This window comes from Streptomyces sp. NBC_00236 (assembly GCF_036195045.1).
In the GTDB taxonomy this organism is placed as follows: domain Bacteria; phylum Actinomycetota; class Actinomycetes; order Streptomycetales; family Streptomycetaceae; genus Streptomyces.
The window spans coordinates 4,047,440-4,064,316 of sequence record NZ_CP108100.1 but is presented as its reverse complement, the minus strand read 5'-3'; the positions used below and the strand labels follow the sequence as shown (position 1 = coordinate 4,064,316).

Genomic DNA, 16,877 nt, shown 5'->3' with positions numbered 1-16,877 from the left:
AACTTCCCGGCCATGACGCGATGGCCAGGCGCGCCGACGAGCAGGTCGTCCCGACCCGGGTGATGCTCCCGCGGCGGGTCGTCGACGGTCCGGCCCGTCAGGTCGCCAAGCGGCTGATGATGGCTCTGGCGGTGCTGGCCGCCACGGTGCTGATCGTCTGGATCGACCGGGGCGGTTACCACGACGCCGCCGATGGCAAGGTCGACCTCCTGGACGCGGTGTACTACGCGACGGTCACCCTCTCCACCACCGGATACGGCGACATCACCCCGTACAGCGACAGCGCCCGGCTCATGAACGTGCTGCTCGTGACACCGCTGCGCGTGCTCTTCCTCATCATCCTGGTCGGCACCACCCTTGAAGTCCTCACGGAACGGACCCGCGAGGACTTCCGGCTGAAGCGTTGGAGAACCAACTTGCGTGACCACACCGTCGTCGTCGGTTTCGGTACGAAGGGCCGTTCGGCCATCCAGACCCTGTGCGCCACAGGGCTGCGGAAGGACCAGATCGTCATCGTCGACCCGGCGTCCAAGGTGATAGAGATCGCCAACGCCGAGGGCTTCACCGGGGTGCTCGGGGACGCGACGCGCAGCGATGTGCTGTTGCGTGCGGAGGTGCAGAAGGCACGTCAGGTCATCATCGCCACCCAGCGCGACGACACCGCGGTCCTGGTCGCGCTGACCGCACGTCAGCTCAACCGTGGCGCGAAGATCGTGGCCGCGGTGCGTGAGGAGGAGAACGCCCCGCTGCTGCGGCAGTCCGGCGCCGATGCCGTGATCACCAGTGCCAGTGCCGCGGGCCGGCTGCTGGGACTCTCCGTGCTCAGCCCCAGCGCGGGCATGGTGATGGAGGACCTGATCCAGCAGGGCAGCGGGCTCGATCTCGTCGAACGTCCAGTGATAAAGGCCGAGGTGGGCAAGAGCGTCCGGGAGACCGACGACCTCGTGGTCAATGTCCTGCGCGGCCACCGGCTGCTGGGGTACGACGATCCGGCGGCGAGCCCCCTGCAGCTGACGGACCGGCTGATCACCATCGTGCGTGCCTCTAACGAGCCACCCCTGAACCACCCGCCGCAGGCGGCCCCGCGCGGCTGACCGGAGCGGGCCGGAACGGACACTGTCCTGCTCTCCCGGCCCCGCCGGCCCGCCCGGCTCCACCGCTGATCCGCCCCGCCGCCCCGCCCGGCTCCACCGCTGATCCGCGCCCCCCGCCCCGCCCGGCCCCGCAGCTGATCCGCCGCGCCGACGCGTCCCGCCCCGCCCCGCCGCCGACCCGACCCGCCCCGCGGCACCGTGCATCGTGGCCCTCCATCGTCCACGGAGTAGCCTCGCGGCCATGCATGCGATCACGATCCCCGAACCCGGTGGCCCCGAGGCGCTCGTGTGGGCCGAGGTGCCCGATCCCGTACCCGGCGAGGGCGAGGTTCTCGTCGACGTCGTGTCCAGCGCGGTCAACCGGGCCGATGTGCTCCAGCGGCAGGGCTTCTACAACCCGCCGACCGGCGCCTCCCCGTACCCGGGCCTGGAGTGCGCGGGCCGTATCTCGGCCCTCGGCCCCGGCGTCGTCGGCTGGTCGGTCGGCGACGAGGTCTGCGCGCTCCTCGCGGGCGGCGGCTATGCCGAGAAGGTCGCCGTCCCCGTGGGGCAGCTGCTCCCCGTACCCGAAGGCCTGGACCTCACCCTGGCCGCGGCGTTGCCCGAAGTGACGGCCACCGTCTGGTCCAACGTGTTCATGGTGGCCCATCTGCGCCCCGCCGAGACGCTGTTGATCCACGGTGGGTCCAGCGGTATCGGCACGATGGCGATCCAGCTGGCCAAGGCGGTCGGCGCGCAGGTCGCCGTGACCGCCGGCGGACCCGAGAAGCTGGCGCGCTGTGCCGAGCTCGGTGCCGACATCCTGATCGACTACCGGGAGCAGGACTTCGTCGACGAGCTCCGCAAGGCGACGGACGGGGCCGGCGCGGACGTCATCCTCGACATCGTCGGCGCGAAGTACCTGGACCGGAACGTGCAGGCACTCGCCGTTAACGGGCGGCTCGCGATCATCGGTCTCCAGGGCGGGGCCAAGGGCGAGCTGAACCTCGGCGCCCTGCTGACCAAGCGGGCCGCCGTCACGGCTACGTCACTGCGCGGGCGCCCGCTCGCCGAGAAGGCCGCGATCGTCGCCGCCGTACGCGAGCACGTCTGGCCGCTGATCGCGGACGGTGTCGTCCGGCCGGTCGTGGACCGCACGCTGCCGATGCGGGATGCGGCGGAGGCCCACCGCGTGATGGAGTCCAGCACCCACGTCGGCAAGGTGCTCCTCCAGGCGCCCGCGACGGCCTGAACAGGAGAGACCCGGCTGAGCGCGGGAACGTCGAAGGGCCCGGCACACGAACCTCGTGTGCCGGGCCCGTCGCGCGGGATCGGTGGGTCGATGGACGTACCGGACCGGGCCGGGGCCTACAGGTACGGGCCCGAGCGGAGCGGCCCGTGCGGGTCCGCGCCGCCGTCCTCCTCCTCGTGACCGCTGCCGGGCGGCAGTGCGCGGCGCATCTGCTCCAGCTGCGCCCGGGCCGCCATCTGCTGGGCGAACAGCGCCGTCTGGATGCCGTGGAAGAGGCCCTCCAGCCAGCCGACCAACTGGGCCTGCGCAATCCGGAGTTCCGCCTCGGAGGGAACCGACTCCTCGGTGAACGGCAGCGAGAGCCGCTCCAGCTCCTCCACCAGCTCCGGCGCGAGGCCGTCCTCCAGCTCCTTGACCGAGCTGGCGTGGATCTCCTTCAGGCGCACCCGGCTCGCCTCGTCGAGGGGAGCCGCCCTGACCTCCTCCAGGAGTTGCTTGATCATGCTGCCGATGCGCATGACCTTCGCGGGCTGTTCGACCATCTCCGTCACCGGGACCTCACGCGACTCGTCGTCAGTGCCACCGCCGCCGATCGCCATTCCGTCCTGCCCCACTACGAGGACTTGGGGGTGCTCCTGCGACCGTTCATTCCTCGGCATCTCCATGCCGCCCATTGTCTCGCACACACGCCGTACAACATGGTGGTGCCCCCGGAAACGGATGATCCACCGTTTCCGGGGGCACCGGATGTACGTCGAAGCGGCCGGTCAGGCAGCCGCCGAGGCCTCGTGCCGGTTCACCCGGCGCGCCGGGCCAGCGTCAGCCGCGAGCGGGTGAACGCCGCTGCCAGCAGTCCGGCCAGCAGCGGAACGACCACGGCCAGCAGCCCGATGGTCGCCCAGGGCAGCACGATCGGAGTGAAGGCGGACTCCATAGGTTCCTCCCGCATCGCCTCCATCGAGTTGCGCAGGTCGACCAGGCGCAGCGCCACCGCGGGCACCAGCCCCGCCGCGGTGCCCAGCAGCACCCCGGTGAGCGCGACCACCAGGCACTGGAAGCCGGACAGGGTCCGCCGTACCCGCGGGGGCGCGCCGATCGCACTCAGCGTGGTGAGGTCGGCCTCCGCGTCCGCCTTGGCGAGGCCGGTGGTGATGGCCGCCGCACCCAGGGTCACCACACCGGCGAACAGGGTGAGGATCAGCAGAATGATGCTCTCCCGGTCACCGGGGATGCGTTCGGTCTGGAGCCAGATCCCGCCGCCGGTCTGGTCGATGGCGGCCGAGACGCGCTGCTCCTCGGCGTCCGAGGGCGGGTGGGGGACGGCGTACACACTGCCGGACAGCTCGGTGTGCAGGCCGAGACGCTCGGCGGTCCGCTGGGGAAGGATCATGCGGAGGCCGGGGGTGGCGGCGTACTCGGCGTCCGCGACGTACACCTTCAGCCGGTCCGTGGACGTGCGGGCCGGGCCGGGGTGCAGCTTGCGGTTCTTCTCGTCCTTCGCGTTGTAGGTGTGGACGGCCTTGAGCGTGACCCGGCCGTCCTTCGCGTACGCCTGGTTCAGCAGGACGGGCGTGCCGGCCTTCAGTGCCGCGGCGGCCGCGGGGTCGTCGAGCTTGGCATAGGTGCGGAGCAGTTCGGGGCCGCCCACCACGATGTTGTTCGACTCCGAGCTGAAACTGCCCGAGGAGATGTACTCGTCCATGCAGGCGGGGGAGCGCATCATCCGCCGGTGCTCCTCCGCGGAGAGCCGTGCGGCGAGCTCCTTGGCGCCCTTGGTGTTGAGCGGGCACGTGTGGCCCTTGCCGGTGGGCTTGATCAGCTCCATGCTCCCGCAGCTGTTCTCGTCCTCGTAGTAGACGTTGCAGTCACTGCCCGCCCAGACCCGGGAGAAGTCGGCGTGACCGCCGGTCACCGCCATGTTCCGCTCGACGGACGCCCGGGCCAGCGGGAGCCGCTCGGCCGCCTTGGCGTCGGTGGACGACAGGACCATCGTCCCCCGGGCCAGCATGGGTGTGTAGTCCTGGTCGGACTCGGCCAGGCTGCTGGACATGTACGTCGCGATGGCCACCGAGCCCGCGACGGCCGCCATCACGGCGGCGACCGCCGGGGCGGTGCGGCCGCGGTTGCGTGCGGCATCGCGCAGCGCCATCCGCGGCGAGAGCGGCAGTCGGCGGCCGAGCCGGCCCAGCAGGCCGACGATCACCGGGATGCAGGCGAGCAGCCCGACCTCGGCGACGACCGAGCCGCCGGCGACGAGCGTGGAGTTGCCGCTGGTGCCGCCGAAGACGGCGACCGCGACGCCGAGGGCCAGTACACAGGCGCCCACGGTGGGCAGCACCCGGGAGCCGCGGCGCACACCGCGACGGCCGGTGAGCGATTCCAGTACGGACTGCCGGGCGGCCACGATCGCCGGGGCCAGGGCCGCGAGGAGCCCCGTGACGAGGCCGAGCGCGGCGATGACGAGGAGCTCCGTCGGCTTCAGGAGCAGGGAGCCGAAGCGCTGCCCGGCCCACTCCTCGATCAGCGGCCGGAACGCCATCGTGAGCAGCAGCCCGGCCGCGACGCCCGTCACCGCCCCGACGGCGCCGAGCACCAGCCCGCCGGAGAGCACGACGGCACGTACGTGGCGCCGGTCGCCGCCGCAGGTGCCGACGAGGCCGAGCTGACGGCGCGAGCGGCGGGCACCGACGGCGAAGGCCGGTCCGGCGAGCAGGACGATCTCCAGGAGAGCCATGGCGACCACGGTGACGGCGGCCGCGCTCGCCTCGGCGGAGTCGTTCGAGTAGTAGTGGTTCGCCGACTGCGCCATGGGGATCTCGGAGTCCGGCGGCGGGTCCAGGACCACCTGGCGGGACACGACCAGGGCGCCGGCCTTGTTGGCCGCGAGCACGTCGCCCCAGCCGACTCCGGCTCCAGAACCGTTGACCAGCCACTCGGTCGAGCCGGTGTTCGGCGGCAGCACCTTCTTGTCGCGGTCGGACTCGGCCTGCCACGGGGCGATGACGGCGCCCGGGTCGGCGTACAGCTGCTGCGCCTTCAGATCGGAGGGCTGCTCGACCGCACCGGTGATGGTGTACGTGCGGCCGGTGCTGTTCACGGTGGTGCGGGAGCCGATGTGCAGCCCGGACGAGTCCAGGAACGGCTTGGTGGCCGCCATCTCACCGGTGCCGCGCGGGAACTCGCCCTCGACCAGGTCGACCTTGCCCCGGGCCATCGGGTCCGCGGTCCGGAACTCCACGATCTCGGTGTTGGTGAGTCCGTACGCGGTCGTGACGCTCGCGGGTACGGACTGGATGCTGATCGCCTTCGCGCCCTCGGGGAACGCGGTGCGCATGTCGACCGGCGGAACCTCGCCCTCGGGCGGTTCGTCACCGGCGATGTCGTACGAGTTGCCGTCGGGCATCTGCTGCAGCGGTCCCATGCCCGGGTCGCTGAACAGCGCGTCGGCCGAGCCCATCCGCGCCGTCAGCTGCTCGGCCTCGGTGGAGTCGATGCTGCGGTACGTGACGTCCGCGGCCGTCACCCCGAGCACCGGCAGCGCGATCATCGCGACCACCAGGGCGCTGCGGCCCTTGGCCCGCATGGCGTCGCGGCGGGCTATCCGGAGGGCGGCGCGCCACCCCGTGAAGGGGCTCACTCGGCGGTCCCGGCGGCCAGCAGCGAGTCGGCGCCCGAGGTCAGTGTCTGGTCGACGATCGATCCGTCCCGCAGGAAGACCACCCGGTCCGCCCAGGCGGCGTACCGCGGTTCGTGCGTCACCATCACCCCGGCGGCGCCCTGGTCGCAGCGGTTGCGGAGCAGCGCGAGGACGGCCTCTCCGGTCTCGGAGTCGAGTGCCCCGGTCGGTTCGTCGGCGAGCACCAGGCGCCGGTCGCCCACCAGCGCGCGGGCGATGGCGACGCGCTGCTGCTGGCCGCCGGACATCTCGTCCGGGAAGCGGTCGGCGACGTCGAGGAGGTTCATCTCCTCCAGGGCGGCCCGGGCCTCCTTGCGTGCCTTGCGGACCGAGACCCCGTCGAGTTCGCGCGGCAGGGCGATGTTCTCGGCGGCGGTGAGGGCGGGGATCAGGTTGTAGTCCTGGAAGACGTAGCCGACGCTGCGGCGGCGCAGTGCGGCGATGCCCTTGCGGCCGAGCGTGGAGATGTCCTGGCCCTCGATGATGATCTGGCCGCCGGTCGCGGTGTCGAGCCCGCCGGCGAGGGTCAGCAGGGTGGACTTGCCCGAGCCGGAGGGGCCCATGACGGCGACGAGCTCACCGGGATGCACCGCGAGGTTGATGCCGCGCAGGGCGTGCACCTCGGCGATGCCGGTGCCGTGGGTACGGGTGAGGTCGCGGAGTTCGAGCACCGGAGCATCCACCGGCAGGGGCGGAGCGGCCGGGGACGGGACGTGCGGGGACATGACGGTGGGTTCCCCCTCGGAACAGATGTGTGGTCGGGTCCCGGCGGCAGGCCGGGGCCGTGGCCCGCGTGCGGGGCGCAGGCCGCGGTGGAGCGGTGTGCGGCGTCGGCTCAGCGGCGGGCGCGGGGCCGGGAGGCGGTACGGGAGGCGGCGCGCGAGGGCGTGTTCGCCTCGGGCTCGGTGGCGGCGGCCTCGGCGAGACGGACCAGCCGGGACTCGCAGTGGTCGAGCCAGCGGGCCTCGGCCTCGGCCTGGAAGATCAGCTGCTCCAGTACGAGCAGCCAGGCGACCTCGTCGCGGTTGGCGGGGACGTCGGTGAGCGCCTGGGCCTTGAGGCGGGTGTAGTCCTGCATCGCCTTCACGGTGTGGTGGCGCTGGGACTGGATGACAGCCCGGATGTCGACTCCGGGGGCGCCGACGGCCATGGCGAGCTTGATGGCGAGCTCGTCACGGGGCGGGTTGCTGCGGTCGACCGGTGTCTCGAACCAGGCGCGCAGTTCGGCGCGTCCGTCGTCGCTGATCGAGTAGAGGGCGTGCCCCTGGTCGTCCTCGCCGTCCTGGACGACCAGGCCGTCGCGCTCCAGTCTGCTCAGCGTCGTGTACACCTGCCCGACGTTGAGCGGCCAGGTGGAGCCGGTGCGCGACTCGAATTCGGTGCGGAGCTGGGAGCCGTACCGAGGCCCCCGCTCCAGGAGGGCCAGAAGCCCATGGCGGATCGACATACTGAGTATGTATACCGAGTATGTTGGCGAATGCAAGTCGCGGCGACCCGCTGTCGCCGGGGCAGGGCCCCTCTTGTGCGACGCTCAGCCGGTGCGGCGCATACGGAGGGCGAGGAAGCCGAGACCCAGCCCGACCAGGGCGATTCCCGCGCCGAGCGACACCTGCTGGACCTGCTCGACGGCCGGCCCCCCAAGGGCCTGCCGCGACATCCGGTCGGCTCCGGGAGACGTGCTCGCGTCCGGGGTGACGACCGGCACGGCGGCCGGCTCCGTCGCCCCGGCCTCCTTCTCGGCCGCGTCGAGCGCGTCGGCCCGGGCCAGCTCCTTGGGCGTCATCGTCCTCCCGGGCCGCGGCCGCCCCTGCCCGGCGGGCCACCCGGCCAACGGCGACAGGGCGTCGTCGGGGCGCGGCGATCCGGGGCTCGGCGAGGGCGGTGCGGAGGAGGCGGACGAGGACGCGGAAGGCGCGGGCGAGGCGGAATGCGGGGGCGCGGGGGGCGCCGGGTGCGCCGGCGCGGCGGAGGGGCGGCCGGACGCGCCGGGGTGCGAAGCGGACGGCGACGCCGCCGGCGGACCGGACGGCGGAATCGACGGCGGAACGGCCGACGGATGAGCCGACGGAGCAGTCGACAGCCGGGACGACGACACGGACGGCGCGGACGGCGAACCGGACGCGAGCGGCACCCGGGGCGCCACGGTCACGACCGCCCTCGCCGTCACCTCCCGCACCGGCGCACGCCGGCCGGCTGCCTGCGCCTCCCCGACCGTCATGGCCCCCAGTACCGCGGCTGCCGTCAGTGCCAGGCAGGCCACGCACCTTGAGGGCCGTGAGGCGAGGTGTCCTGAAGCCATGAGGCCAGCGTCACATGTGACGGTATGTCCGGCATCTCCGGTCGTGCGGACGGATGGCGCGAGGACGGCGGAGGGAGCCGTCGCAGAGCGCCGAAAAGGGCCTTACGTGCAGCGCGACGCGCCCCTACGCCGGGTCGCCCGTCGCGATGCGCAGTTCGAAGTGGGCGCCCGTCTCGGACACGGCGGCCCCGGGGGTGGGGAACTGGTCGATGATCTGGTCCTCCGCGTAGGCGTTGCCGGGAACCTCGATGATCTTGACGGTCCAGCCTGCGGCGTCCGTGCACGCGCGGGCCGAGAGGATGTCCTTGTAGAGGAAGCTCGGCGCTTGGACCTTGTTCGGGTCGTCGATGTCCTCCGACGCGTCCGTGCACTTCTCGGTGTCCATCGTCCGGTTCCGCTCCGGATCCTTGTGCTCACCGTTCGGGGACTCGCTCGACGTGGCCTCGGTGCCGCCCTTGCCCGATTCGTCGTCCTTGTTCAGCGTGATGGCCGTGATCAGACCGCCGATCGCGATCAGGGCGACCACGACCGAGCCCACGATCACCGGCATGTTCCGCCTGGAGCCGCCGCCCGAGGACGACGTGGCGTGCGTCTGCGGCGAGACCGTGTACGGCGGCGGGGTCTGCTGCTGCATCGGTGACATCGCGGCCGGCGCCTGGTACGCCTGAGCCGACTGCGGATAGCCGTAACTGGGTGCCGGGGTGGGCGCCGGGGTCGGTGCGCCGTAGGGGCCGGGCTGCTGCTGCGACTGGTACGGGCCCGGCTGGTACGGCGTCTGGACGTTCTGCGGCGCGGGGGTGGACTGGTCGACCGGGGGGAAGACCGCCGAACCGACACCCGAGCCGCTGTTCGTCGGTGCGCCCGCACCGCTGACGATCACGGGGGCGCCGGTCTGGCCGCTCGCGCTCAGCACCCGCGCGATCTCGTCCTGCATCGCGGCGGCGCTCGGGAAGCGCTCGTTCGGGTTCTTCTTCAGGGCGCGGGCGACGAGGGCGTCCATCGCCGGGGTGATCGACCGGTTGATCGTGGACGGGGCGATCGGCTCCTCCTGCACATGCGCGTACGCGATGGCGAGCGGGGAGTCCGCGTCGAACGGGATGCGGCCGGTCAGCAGCTGGAACAGCATGATGCCGACCGAATACAGGTCGGAGCGGGCGTCCACGCCACGGCCCAGGGCCTGTTCGGGAGAGAGGTACTGCGGGGTGCCGACGACCATGCCGGTCTGCGTCATCGACGTGACGCCCGACTGCATGGCGCGGGCGATGCCGAAGTCCATGACCTTCACGACACCGCGCTTGGTCACCATCACGTTGCCGGGCTTGATGTCGCGGTGGACCAGCCCCATTTCGTGGCTGGTGTCCAGCGCGGCCAGCACGTCGGCCGTCACCTTGAGGGCCTTGTCGGCGGGCATCGCACCGTAGTTGCGGATGTCCGCCTGGAGGACGGAGCCGAGCGGCTGCCCCTCGACGTACTCCATGACGATGTACGGCATCAGCGCGCCGCCGAGCTCGTCCTCGCCCGTGTCGAAGACGGAGACGATGTTGGTGTGCTGAAGCTTGGCGACCGCCTGGGCCTCACGCCGGAACCGCTCGCGGAACGAGGCCTCGCGGCCGAGCTCCGTGTGGAGCGTCTTGATCGCCACCTGCCGGTCGAGAGCGGAGTCGTACGCCAGATATACGGAGGCCATCCCGCCTTCGCCCAGCAGGTCACGCAGCTGGTAGCGGCCGCCGGCGACCGAACCGCCCGCGTAGCGACCCTGGGCACCGTGTGCGCCGTCCTGGCTCATGACTTGCTTCCCCCTAGGGCGCGCGACCGCGCGAAGATCCGTATTACTGGCCAAGTCTGCCCGAGGGGTACGACACGTCAAGCCAGGTGCCCGTTCCGTGACCCTACGCACAAGAAGCGTCTCGGAAGCGTTACAGGAACCGCATCGAATTTGCGCAGGGGGCGCGCCAGCCGGTTGGATGGCCCGTCCCTCTCGAAAACGGTGTGTCCGACGAAGGCTGTAGCGTGACGTCGCAATGCAGTCGGCAACGCGGCCGGCGACGCAGCAAGGCACCGTGAGACCCGCGGACGCGCGGACAGAAACGACGGCGAGGACTGATGGCACCCGAACCCGAAGCAAACGGCGGCGGAGTTCCGGATGGCACCGACTCCTGGGGCGTCGGCGGTGTCGTCGGCGACGGACGTTACCGGCTGACCGGCCGCCTCGGGCGGGGCGGTATGGCCGAGGTCTTCGCGGCCGAGGACGTCCGGCTGGGACGTACGGTCGCGGTGAAACTGCTGCGCTCCGATCTTGCCGAGGACCCGGTCTCCAAGGCCCGGTTCACGCGCGAGGCGCAGTCGGTCGCCGGACTCAACCACCATGCGGTCGTGGCGGTGTACGACTCCGGCGAGGACACCGTGGCCGGCCAGACCGTCCCGTACATCGTCATGGAGCTGGTCGAGGGCCGCACCATCCGCGACCTGCTCCTCAATGCCGAAGCCCCGCCTCCCGAGCAGGCGTTGATCATCGTCTCCGGGGTGCTGGAGGCGCTCGCCTACTCGCACCAGCACGGGATCGTGCACCGGGACATCAAGCCCGCCAACGTGATCATCACGCACTCCGGTGCGGTCAAGGTGATGGACTTCGGCATCGCCCGTGCGCTGCACGGCGCGCAGTCGACGATGACCCAGACCGGCATGGTCATGGGCACGCCGCAGTACCTCTCCCCCGAGCAGGCGCTGGGCAAGGCCGTCGACCACCGCTCCGACCTGTACGCCACCGGCTGTCTGCTGTACGAACTCCTCGCGCTGCGGCCCCCGTTCACCGGCGAGACGCCGCTGTCGGTGGTGTACCAGCACGTCCAGGACATTCCGGTTCCGCCCTCGGAGATCTCGAACGGGGCGGTGCCGCCGGAGCTCGACGGGCTCGTCATGCGTTCGCTGGCGAAGGACCCGGACGACCGGTTCCAGAGCGCCGAGGAGATGCGCGGGCTGGTCCAGTACAGCCTGCAGATGCTCCAGGTGCAGGGCGGTCACACCGGTACGTGGAACACCGGCCCGGTCGTGCTGAACGACGGCTCCGGCACCCCGCCCCGGGGCATGACCGGTGCCACCCGGGCCATGGGGGGCTACCAGCAGCACGGGGACACGTCGCAGGGCCCGATCCTGCCGCCGATGAACCCGGACGACGGCGGCTACGACGGCGGCAGCACCCGGCAGGGCGGTGGCGGCCGCGGCAAGCTGTGGCTGTTCGTCGTGCTCGCCCTGATCGCGATCGGTGTGGGTGTCGCCTTCGCGGTCAACGCGGCGAACGGCAAGGGCGAGAAGCCCAAGGAGCCGGTCACCTCGACGTCCACCACCCCTTCTCCGACGGAGACATCGCCTTCGCCGACCGAGGAGGAGACGACGCGGGACACCGAGCAGCCGGGCAACTCCACGGGTGACCAGCAGGAGCAGCCCACGTACCGCCCCTCGTACACCCCGTCGTACACCCCGAGCGAGACGGCCGATCCGACGCCCACGGACACGGAGCCGACCGAGACGTCCACGTCGGGCACGAGCGAGGGCAACACGGACGAGGGGACCAGCTCGGGCACGGACGAGGGGGCCAGCTCGGGCACGGACGAGGGCACCAGCTCGGGCACGGACGAAGGCACCAGCACGGGCACGGACGCGGGCACGGGCACGGACGCCGGAACCACCACCACCGGCGCCGCCGCCGGAGCCGCCGCGGGCGCCGGTGGTGGCACCACCCCGTAACGCTCACTCCGTGAACGCGTCGCGCACCGCCTCGTACTCACGGGTCCACCAGACCGCCAGGGCCGACACCGCAGGGAACTGCGGGTCGGCCCTGCGGTCGTTCAGGCAGTAGCGCCAGTGCAGTATCCAGAAGTCGTTGAGCCGCTCCCACCACACCCGGTGCACGGCGGCGGCCAGTTCGTCCGCCCCGGCTCCGGCCGCCCGCCGGTAGGCGCGCGCGTACGCCCGCACCTTCCCCAGCTCCAGCTCCCCGGCCGGCAGCACGAAGAAGATCGCCGCGGCCCGTACCGCCTCCTCCGCGCGCGGCTGCACCCCGAGCCGGTCCCAGTCGAGGATCGCGACCGGGTCCGCGCCCCGGTAGAGCACGTTCAGCGGATGGAAGTCGCCGTGGACCCAGCCGGTCGCCGGACCGTCCGGGGTGGGCGGCCTGCGGTCCGCGTGCTGTTCCAGCAGCGTGCGCCGCTCCAGGAGCCGGTGCTCGGCCAGTTCGTCGAAGGCGTCCCGGGGCCGCCGGCCACGCGCCGCGGCCAGCAGCTCGTCGATCACCGCGAAGGTGTCGGCGGGATCGGGGCTGGTATGGCCGGACCGCACCCCGGCCCCCGCCCCCGCGTCCATCACCTGTTCAAGACCTGTGTGTACGGCTCCGAGCAGCGCCCCGAGACGCAGCGACTGGGCGAGGGTGAGCTGGGAGCCTGCCCGGTGCAGCCCGTCGACCCAGGGATGCAGGGCGTAGCAGCGGCCGCCGATCTCGGTGACGGTATCGCCTTCGCCGTCCACGACGGGCGGCGCGACGGGCACTCCGAGCGACTGGAGCCGCTGGGTGGCCCGGTGCTGGCGGACGATCGTGGCGCGGTCGCCGGTGGAGTCGTCCAGGTGGTGCTTGAGGAAGTACGAGCCGCGCGTCGTGGACACCCGGTAACCGTGGTTGAGCAAGCCCTGGTCAAGGGGCTCGCAGGTGAGCGGATCACCGGCGTCCGGATAGCGGCGCAGCACCTCGCCGACCGGAGGAACAGGCGGGAAGGTTACAGATGAGCGCGACACTCGACAGATGTTAGATCACGCTGCGTTGCGGATCTGCGGAGTTGCGTGGAAGTCCAGAGTGTGCACAGTGATGAAGTGCGGGTCGAGCCGGAGATAGGCCGGAGCGAAGGGCTCCCCGTTGACCTCGACGGGCGCGGGGCCGAAGAGCTCGCGCTGGGCGCAGGTCGGCTCGACGATCCGCGCCGGCCCGGTGAACTGCACGGACCACAGGTCCCTGCTGCCGGCCGAGGTGGCCTCGTTGTAGTTGTCCGCCCCGTAGGCCACGACCGCGCCGTCGCAGGCGTCGTGGTAGCCCAGGCCGCCGTGCATGCGCAGCACGACGCGGCCGTCGGTGACGATGTGCCGGGCCACCGTCAGGATCGGGAGGGCTCGCATACTCGTCGCCAGCCGGCCGTAAGGGACGCGGCCGAGCAGCTGGATCGCGTGGAGTTCCTCGGAGGACATGCCCTCCACTGTCCGTCACCTGTGCGGACGGAAAAAGAGGCCGGGGCCCTGGGCGGGCCGGGACCAAAGTCCCGAACCGGGGCTCCGGGGGCGTGTCGCCAGTCCCGAACCGGGGCCCCGGGGTGCGTGTCGCCGGTCCCGGAACCAGGGCCCCGAGGGCGTATCGCCGGTCCCGGACCGCGGCCCGGAGCGTGTCCGCTCAGCGCCTCTCGGCCTGGAGCCGCGCCACGTACGCGGCGGCCTGCGAGCGCCGTTCCATGCCCAGCTTCGACAGCAGGCTGGAGACGTAGTTCTTGATCGTCTTCTCGGCGAGGTGGAGCCGCTCGCCGATCACCCGGTTCGTCAGCCCCTCCCCGATGAGGTCCAGGATCTTGCGTTCCTGGTCGGTGAGGGCGTCGAGCTTGTCGTCGCCGCGGCCCTTCCTGCCGTCGCGCAGCCGCTCCAGCACCCGCGCCGTGGCCACCGGGTCGAGCAGCGACTTTCCGGCCGCCACGTCCCGTACCGCGTTCAGCAGTTCGTTGCCGCGGATCGCCTTGAGCACGTATCCGGCGGCGCCCGCCATGATCGCGTCGAAGAGTGCCTCGTCGTCGGCGTACGAGGTCAGCATCAGGCAGTTGATGGACTCGTCCTGGGAACGGATCTCGCGGCAGACCTCCACCCCGCTGCCGTCCGGCAGCCGTACGTCGAGGACGGCGACGTCGGGGCGGGTCGCGGGGATCCGTACCAGCGCGTCAGCCGCCGTACCGGCCTCGCCGACCACTTCGATGTCGTCCTCGGACGAGAGGAGCTCATGGACTCCGCGGCGGACGACTTCATGGTCATCCAGCAGAAAAACGGTGATTTTTCCTTCTTTGCGCACAAACGCAGTGTCACACACTCCCCCCTTCCCTGCCGCTGTCCGGCGGGATAACGTGCCGTTGTTCCGGCGGCCTGCAAGGCTGTTACCAGTGCTGTGACCAGCGAGAGTTCCCGAATTCCTCGATTTACTTGGATATCCAAGCAAAATCGCAGGTCAGGAAGGGTTTCGCAGTTATGCGAAGCACTGGGTAACGTGCATTGGACAGGGCGCTCGCCGGGGCACCTGTCACGCCTGTTCCCGGACCGAGCGGCACCCACCCCGTGCACGGGTACGGACACAGGCGAGCCGCACTGGTCACCCGGCAGACCCCGGGGGCCGGACCGACGGAGGAGCACGCACGTGACCGTGGAGAGCACTGCTGCCGCGCGTAAACCGCGACGCAGCAGCAAGCGGACCAGCGCCGCGAAGACGCCCGCGACGACATCACAGAGTTCCGGGCCCGAACTCGTACAGCTGCTGACGCCCGAGGGCGAGCGCATCGAGCACCCGGACTACTCGATCGACCTGACCGCGGACGAGCTGCGCGGTCTGTACCGGGACATGGTCCTGACCCGCCGCTTCGACGCCGAGGCCACCGCGCTGCAGCGCCAGGGCGAGCTGGGCCTGTGGGCCTCGCTGCTGGGCCAGGAGGCCGCGCAGATCGGCTCCGGCCGGGCGCTGCGCGACGACGACTACGTCTTCCCGACCTACCGGGAGCACGGCGTCGCCTGGTGCCGCGGTGTCGACCCGACCAATCTGCTCGGGATGTTCCGCGGTGTGAACCACGGCGGCTGGGACCCGAACACCAACAACTTCCACCTGTACACGATCGTCATCGGCTCGCAGACCCTGCACGCCACCGGCTACGCCATGGGCGTGGCCAAGGACGGCGCGGACTCGGCCGTGATCGCGTACTTCGGCGACGGCGCCTCCAGCCAGGGAGATGTCGCCGAGGCGTTCACGTTCTCCGCGGTCTACAACGCCCCCGTCGTGTTCTTCTGCCAGAACAACCAGTGGGCGATCTCCGAGCCCACCGAGAAGCAGACCCGGGTGCCGCTCTACCAGCGCGCCCAGGGCTTCGGCTTCCCCGGCGTCCGGGTCGACGGCAACGACGTGCTGGCCTGTCTCGCCGTCACCCGCTCCGCCCTGGAGCGCGCCCGCCGCGGCGAGGGCCCCACCCTCGTCGAGGCGTTCACCTACCGCATGGGCGCGCACACCACCTCCGACGACCCGACGAAGTACCGGGCCGACGAGGAGCGCGCCGCCTGGGAGGCCAAGGACCCGATCCTGCGCCTCCGTACCTACCTGGAGAACGAGGGCGTCGCCGACGAGGCCTTCTTCACCGCCCTGGACGAGGAGAGCGAGACCCTCGGCAAGCGGGTGCGCGAAGCGGTGCGGTCCATGCCGCAACCGGACCGGATGGCGATCTTCGAGCACGCCTACGCCGACGGGAGCGCCCTCGTCGACGAGGAGCGCGCCCAGTTCGCCGCCTACCAGGCATCGTTCGCCGAGGAGGGCAAGTAGCCATGGCCATGGAAAAGATGTCCATCGCGAAGGCGCTCAACGAGTCGCTGCGCAAGGCCCTCGACACCGACCCCAAGACCCTGATCATGGGTGAGGACGTCGGCAAGCTGGGCGGGGTCTTCCGGATCACCGACGGGCTCCAGAAGGACTTCGGCGAGGACCGGGTGATCGACACCCCGCTCGCCGAGTCCGGCATCGTCGGCACGGCGATCGGCCTGGCTCTGCGCGGCTACCGGCCCATCGTGGAGATCCAGTTCGACGGCTTCGTCTTCCCCGCGTACGACCAGATCGTCACGCAGCTCGCGAAGATGCACGCCCGCTCGCTCGGCAAGATCAAGCTGCCGGTCGTCGTGCGCATTCCGTACGGCGGCGGCATCGGCGCGGTCGAGCACCACTCCGAGTCCCCCGAGGCACTGTTCGCGCACGTCGCGGGCTTGAAGGTGGTCTCCCCGTCCAACGCGTCGGACGCCTACTGGATGATGCAGCAGGCCGTCCAGAGCGACGACCCGGTCATCTTCTTCGAGCCCAAGCGCCGCTACTGGGACAAGGGCGAGGTCGACACCGAGTCCATCCCGGGCGGGCTGCACCGGGCCTCCGTCGCCCGCAGCGGCACGGACCTCACGCTCGTCGCGTACGGCCCGATGGTGAAGGTCTGCCTGGAGGCCGCCGCGGCCGCCCAGGAGGAGGGCAAGTCGATCGAGGTCGTGGACCTGCGCTCGATGTCCCCGATCGACTTCGACGCCATCCAGGCCTCGGTCGAGAAGACCCGCCGGCTCGTCGTGGTCCACGAGGCGCCGGTGTTCTACGGCTCCGGCGCGGAGATCGCCGCTCGCATCACGGAGCGGTGCTTCTACCACCTGGAGGCACCCGTGCTGAGGGTCGGCGGCTACCACGTCCCCTACCCGCCCGCGCGGCTGGAGGACGAGTACCTGCCGGGTCTCGACCGTGTGCTCGACGCCGTCGACCGCTCGCTGGCGTACTGAGGG

At 71.3% G+C, this 16,877-nt stretch carries 15 protein-coding genes; 6 read left to right on the top strand and 9 right to left on the bottom strand.

Translation table 11 applies throughout. The annotated features are described in order from the left end of the window. The first annotated feature begins 20 nt into the window (after positions 1-20). Entirely contained in the window at positions 21-1,094 is a 1,074-nt protein-coding gene (locus OG446_RS18235) for a potassium channel family protein (protein ID WP_328898334.1), read from the top strand. A 241-nt stretch (positions 1,095-1,335) separates the two neighbouring features. Beyond that, positions 1,336-2,325, top strand: a complete 990-nt coding sequence (locus OG446_RS18230; RefSeq protein WP_328895057.1) for an NAD(P)H-quinone oxidoreductase — start codon at positions 1,336-1,338, stop codon at positions 2,323-2,325. A 116-nt stretch (positions 2,326-2,441) separates the two neighbouring features. On the opposite strand, the gene OG446_RS18225 is transcribed toward OG446_RS18230, so the two are convergent. The 5 genes from OG446_RS18225 to OG446_RS18205 all read right to left on the bottom strand — a co-directional run bounded on the left by OG446_RS18225 (position 2,442) and on the right by OG446_RS18205 (position 7,784). Continuing rightward, positions 2,442-2,990, bottom strand: a complete 549-nt coding sequence (locus OG446_RS18225; protein ID WP_148019789.1) for a bacterial proteasome activator family protein — start codon at positions 2,988-2,990, stop codon at positions 2,442-2,444. Between the two features lie 131 nt (positions 2,991-3,121). Continuing rightward, positions 3,122-5,962, bottom strand: coding sequence for an ABC transporter permease (locus OG446_RS18220; RefSeq protein WP_328895056.1), 2,841 nt, complete (start codon positions 5,960-5,962; stop codon positions 3,122-3,124). Next, a complete protein-coding gene (locus tag OG446_RS18215; protein WP_328895055.1) occupies positions 5,959-6,726 on the bottom strand; it encodes an ABC transporter ATP-binding protein in 768 nt (255 codons plus the stop codon). The genes OG446_RS18220 and OG446_RS18215 overlap by 4 nt, the downstream gene beginning before the upstream one ends. 110 nt (positions 6,727-6,836) lie before the next feature. Further along, positions 6,837-7,448, bottom strand: coding sequence for a PadR family transcriptional regulator (locus OG446_RS18210; RefSeq protein WP_328895054.1), 612 nt, complete (start codon positions 7,446-7,448; stop codon positions 6,837-6,839). A gap of 84 nt (positions 7,449-7,532) precedes the next feature. Further along, complete coding sequence (locus OG446_RS18205) at positions 7,533-7,784, bottom strand: hypothetical protein (RefSeq protein WP_328895053.1); 252 nt, start codon at positions 7,782-7,784, stop codon at positions 7,533-7,535. On the opposite strand from OG446_RS18205, the gene OG446_RS18200 reads away from it, so the two are divergent. Then, positions 7,774-8,061 (top strand): hypothetical protein, encoded by a 288-nt coding sequence (locus OG446_RS18200; RefSeq protein WP_328895052.1) that lies wholly within the window; start codon positions 7,774-7,776, stop codon positions 8,059-8,061. The genes OG446_RS18205 and OG446_RS18200 overlap by 11 nt on opposite strands. Before the next feature lie 363 nt (positions 8,062-8,424). On the opposite strand, the gene OG446_RS18195 is transcribed toward OG446_RS18200, so the two are convergent. Continuing rightward, positions 8,425-10,086, bottom strand: coding sequence for a protein kinase domain-containing protein (locus tag OG446_RS18195; RefSeq protein ID WP_328895051.1), 1,662 nt, complete (start codon positions 10,084-10,086; stop codon positions 8,425-8,427). A gap of 317 nt (positions 10,087-10,403) precedes the next feature. On the opposite strand from OG446_RS18195, the gene OG446_RS18190 reads away from it, so the two are divergent. Then, the gene (locus tag OG446_RS18190; RefSeq protein ID WP_328895050.1) at positions 10,404-12,044 is read left to right on the top strand and encodes a protein kinase domain-containing protein; all 1,641 of its coding nucleotides are present in this window, start codon (positions 10,404-10,406) and stop codon (positions 12,042-12,044) included. Positions 12,045-12,047: 3 nt separating this feature from the next. Here OG446_RS18190 and OG446_RS18185 read toward each other — a convergent pair whose 3' ends face one another. The 3 genes from OG446_RS18185 to OG446_RS18175 all read right to left on the bottom strand — a co-directional run bounded on the left by OG446_RS18185 (position 12,048) and on the right by OG446_RS18175 (position 14,388). Continuing rightward, the gene (locus tag OG446_RS18185; RefSeq protein WP_328898333.1) at positions 12,048-13,037 is read right to left on the bottom strand and encodes a phosphotransferase enzyme family protein; all 990 of its coding nucleotides are present in this window, start codon (positions 13,035-13,037) and stop codon (positions 12,048-12,050) included. A 63-nt stretch (positions 13,038-13,100) separates the two neighbouring features. Then, entirely contained in the window at positions 13,101-13,529 is a 429-nt protein-coding gene (locus OG446_RS18180; protein WP_328895049.1) for a pyridoxamine 5'-phosphate oxidase family protein, read from the bottom strand. A gap of 199 nt (positions 13,530-13,728) precedes the next feature. Further along, positions 13,729-14,388 carry a response regulator transcription factor gene (locus OG446_RS18175; RefSeq protein WP_328895048.1) on the bottom strand — a complete coding sequence of 220 codons (660 nt, stop codon included), beginning with the start codon at positions 14,386-14,388 and terminating at the stop codon, positions 13,729-13,731. Positions 14,389-14,727: 339 nt separating this feature from the next. Between OG446_RS18175 and pdhA the strand changes: the two genes are divergently transcribed. Further along, the gene (pdhA, locus tag OG446_RS18170) at positions 14,728-15,891 is read left to right on the top strand and encodes a pyruvate dehydrogenase (acetyl-transferring) E1 component subunit alpha (protein ID WP_328895047.1); all 1,164 of its coding nucleotides are present in this window, start codon (positions 14,728-14,730) and stop codon (positions 15,889-15,891) included. A gap of 2 nt (positions 15,892-15,893) precedes the next feature. Beyond that, entirely contained in the window at positions 15,894-16,874 is a 981-nt protein-coding gene (locus tag OG446_RS18165) for an alpha-ketoacid dehydrogenase subunit beta (protein ID WP_328895046.1), read from the top strand. The last annotated feature ends 3 nt before the right edge of the window (positions 16,875-16,877 follow it).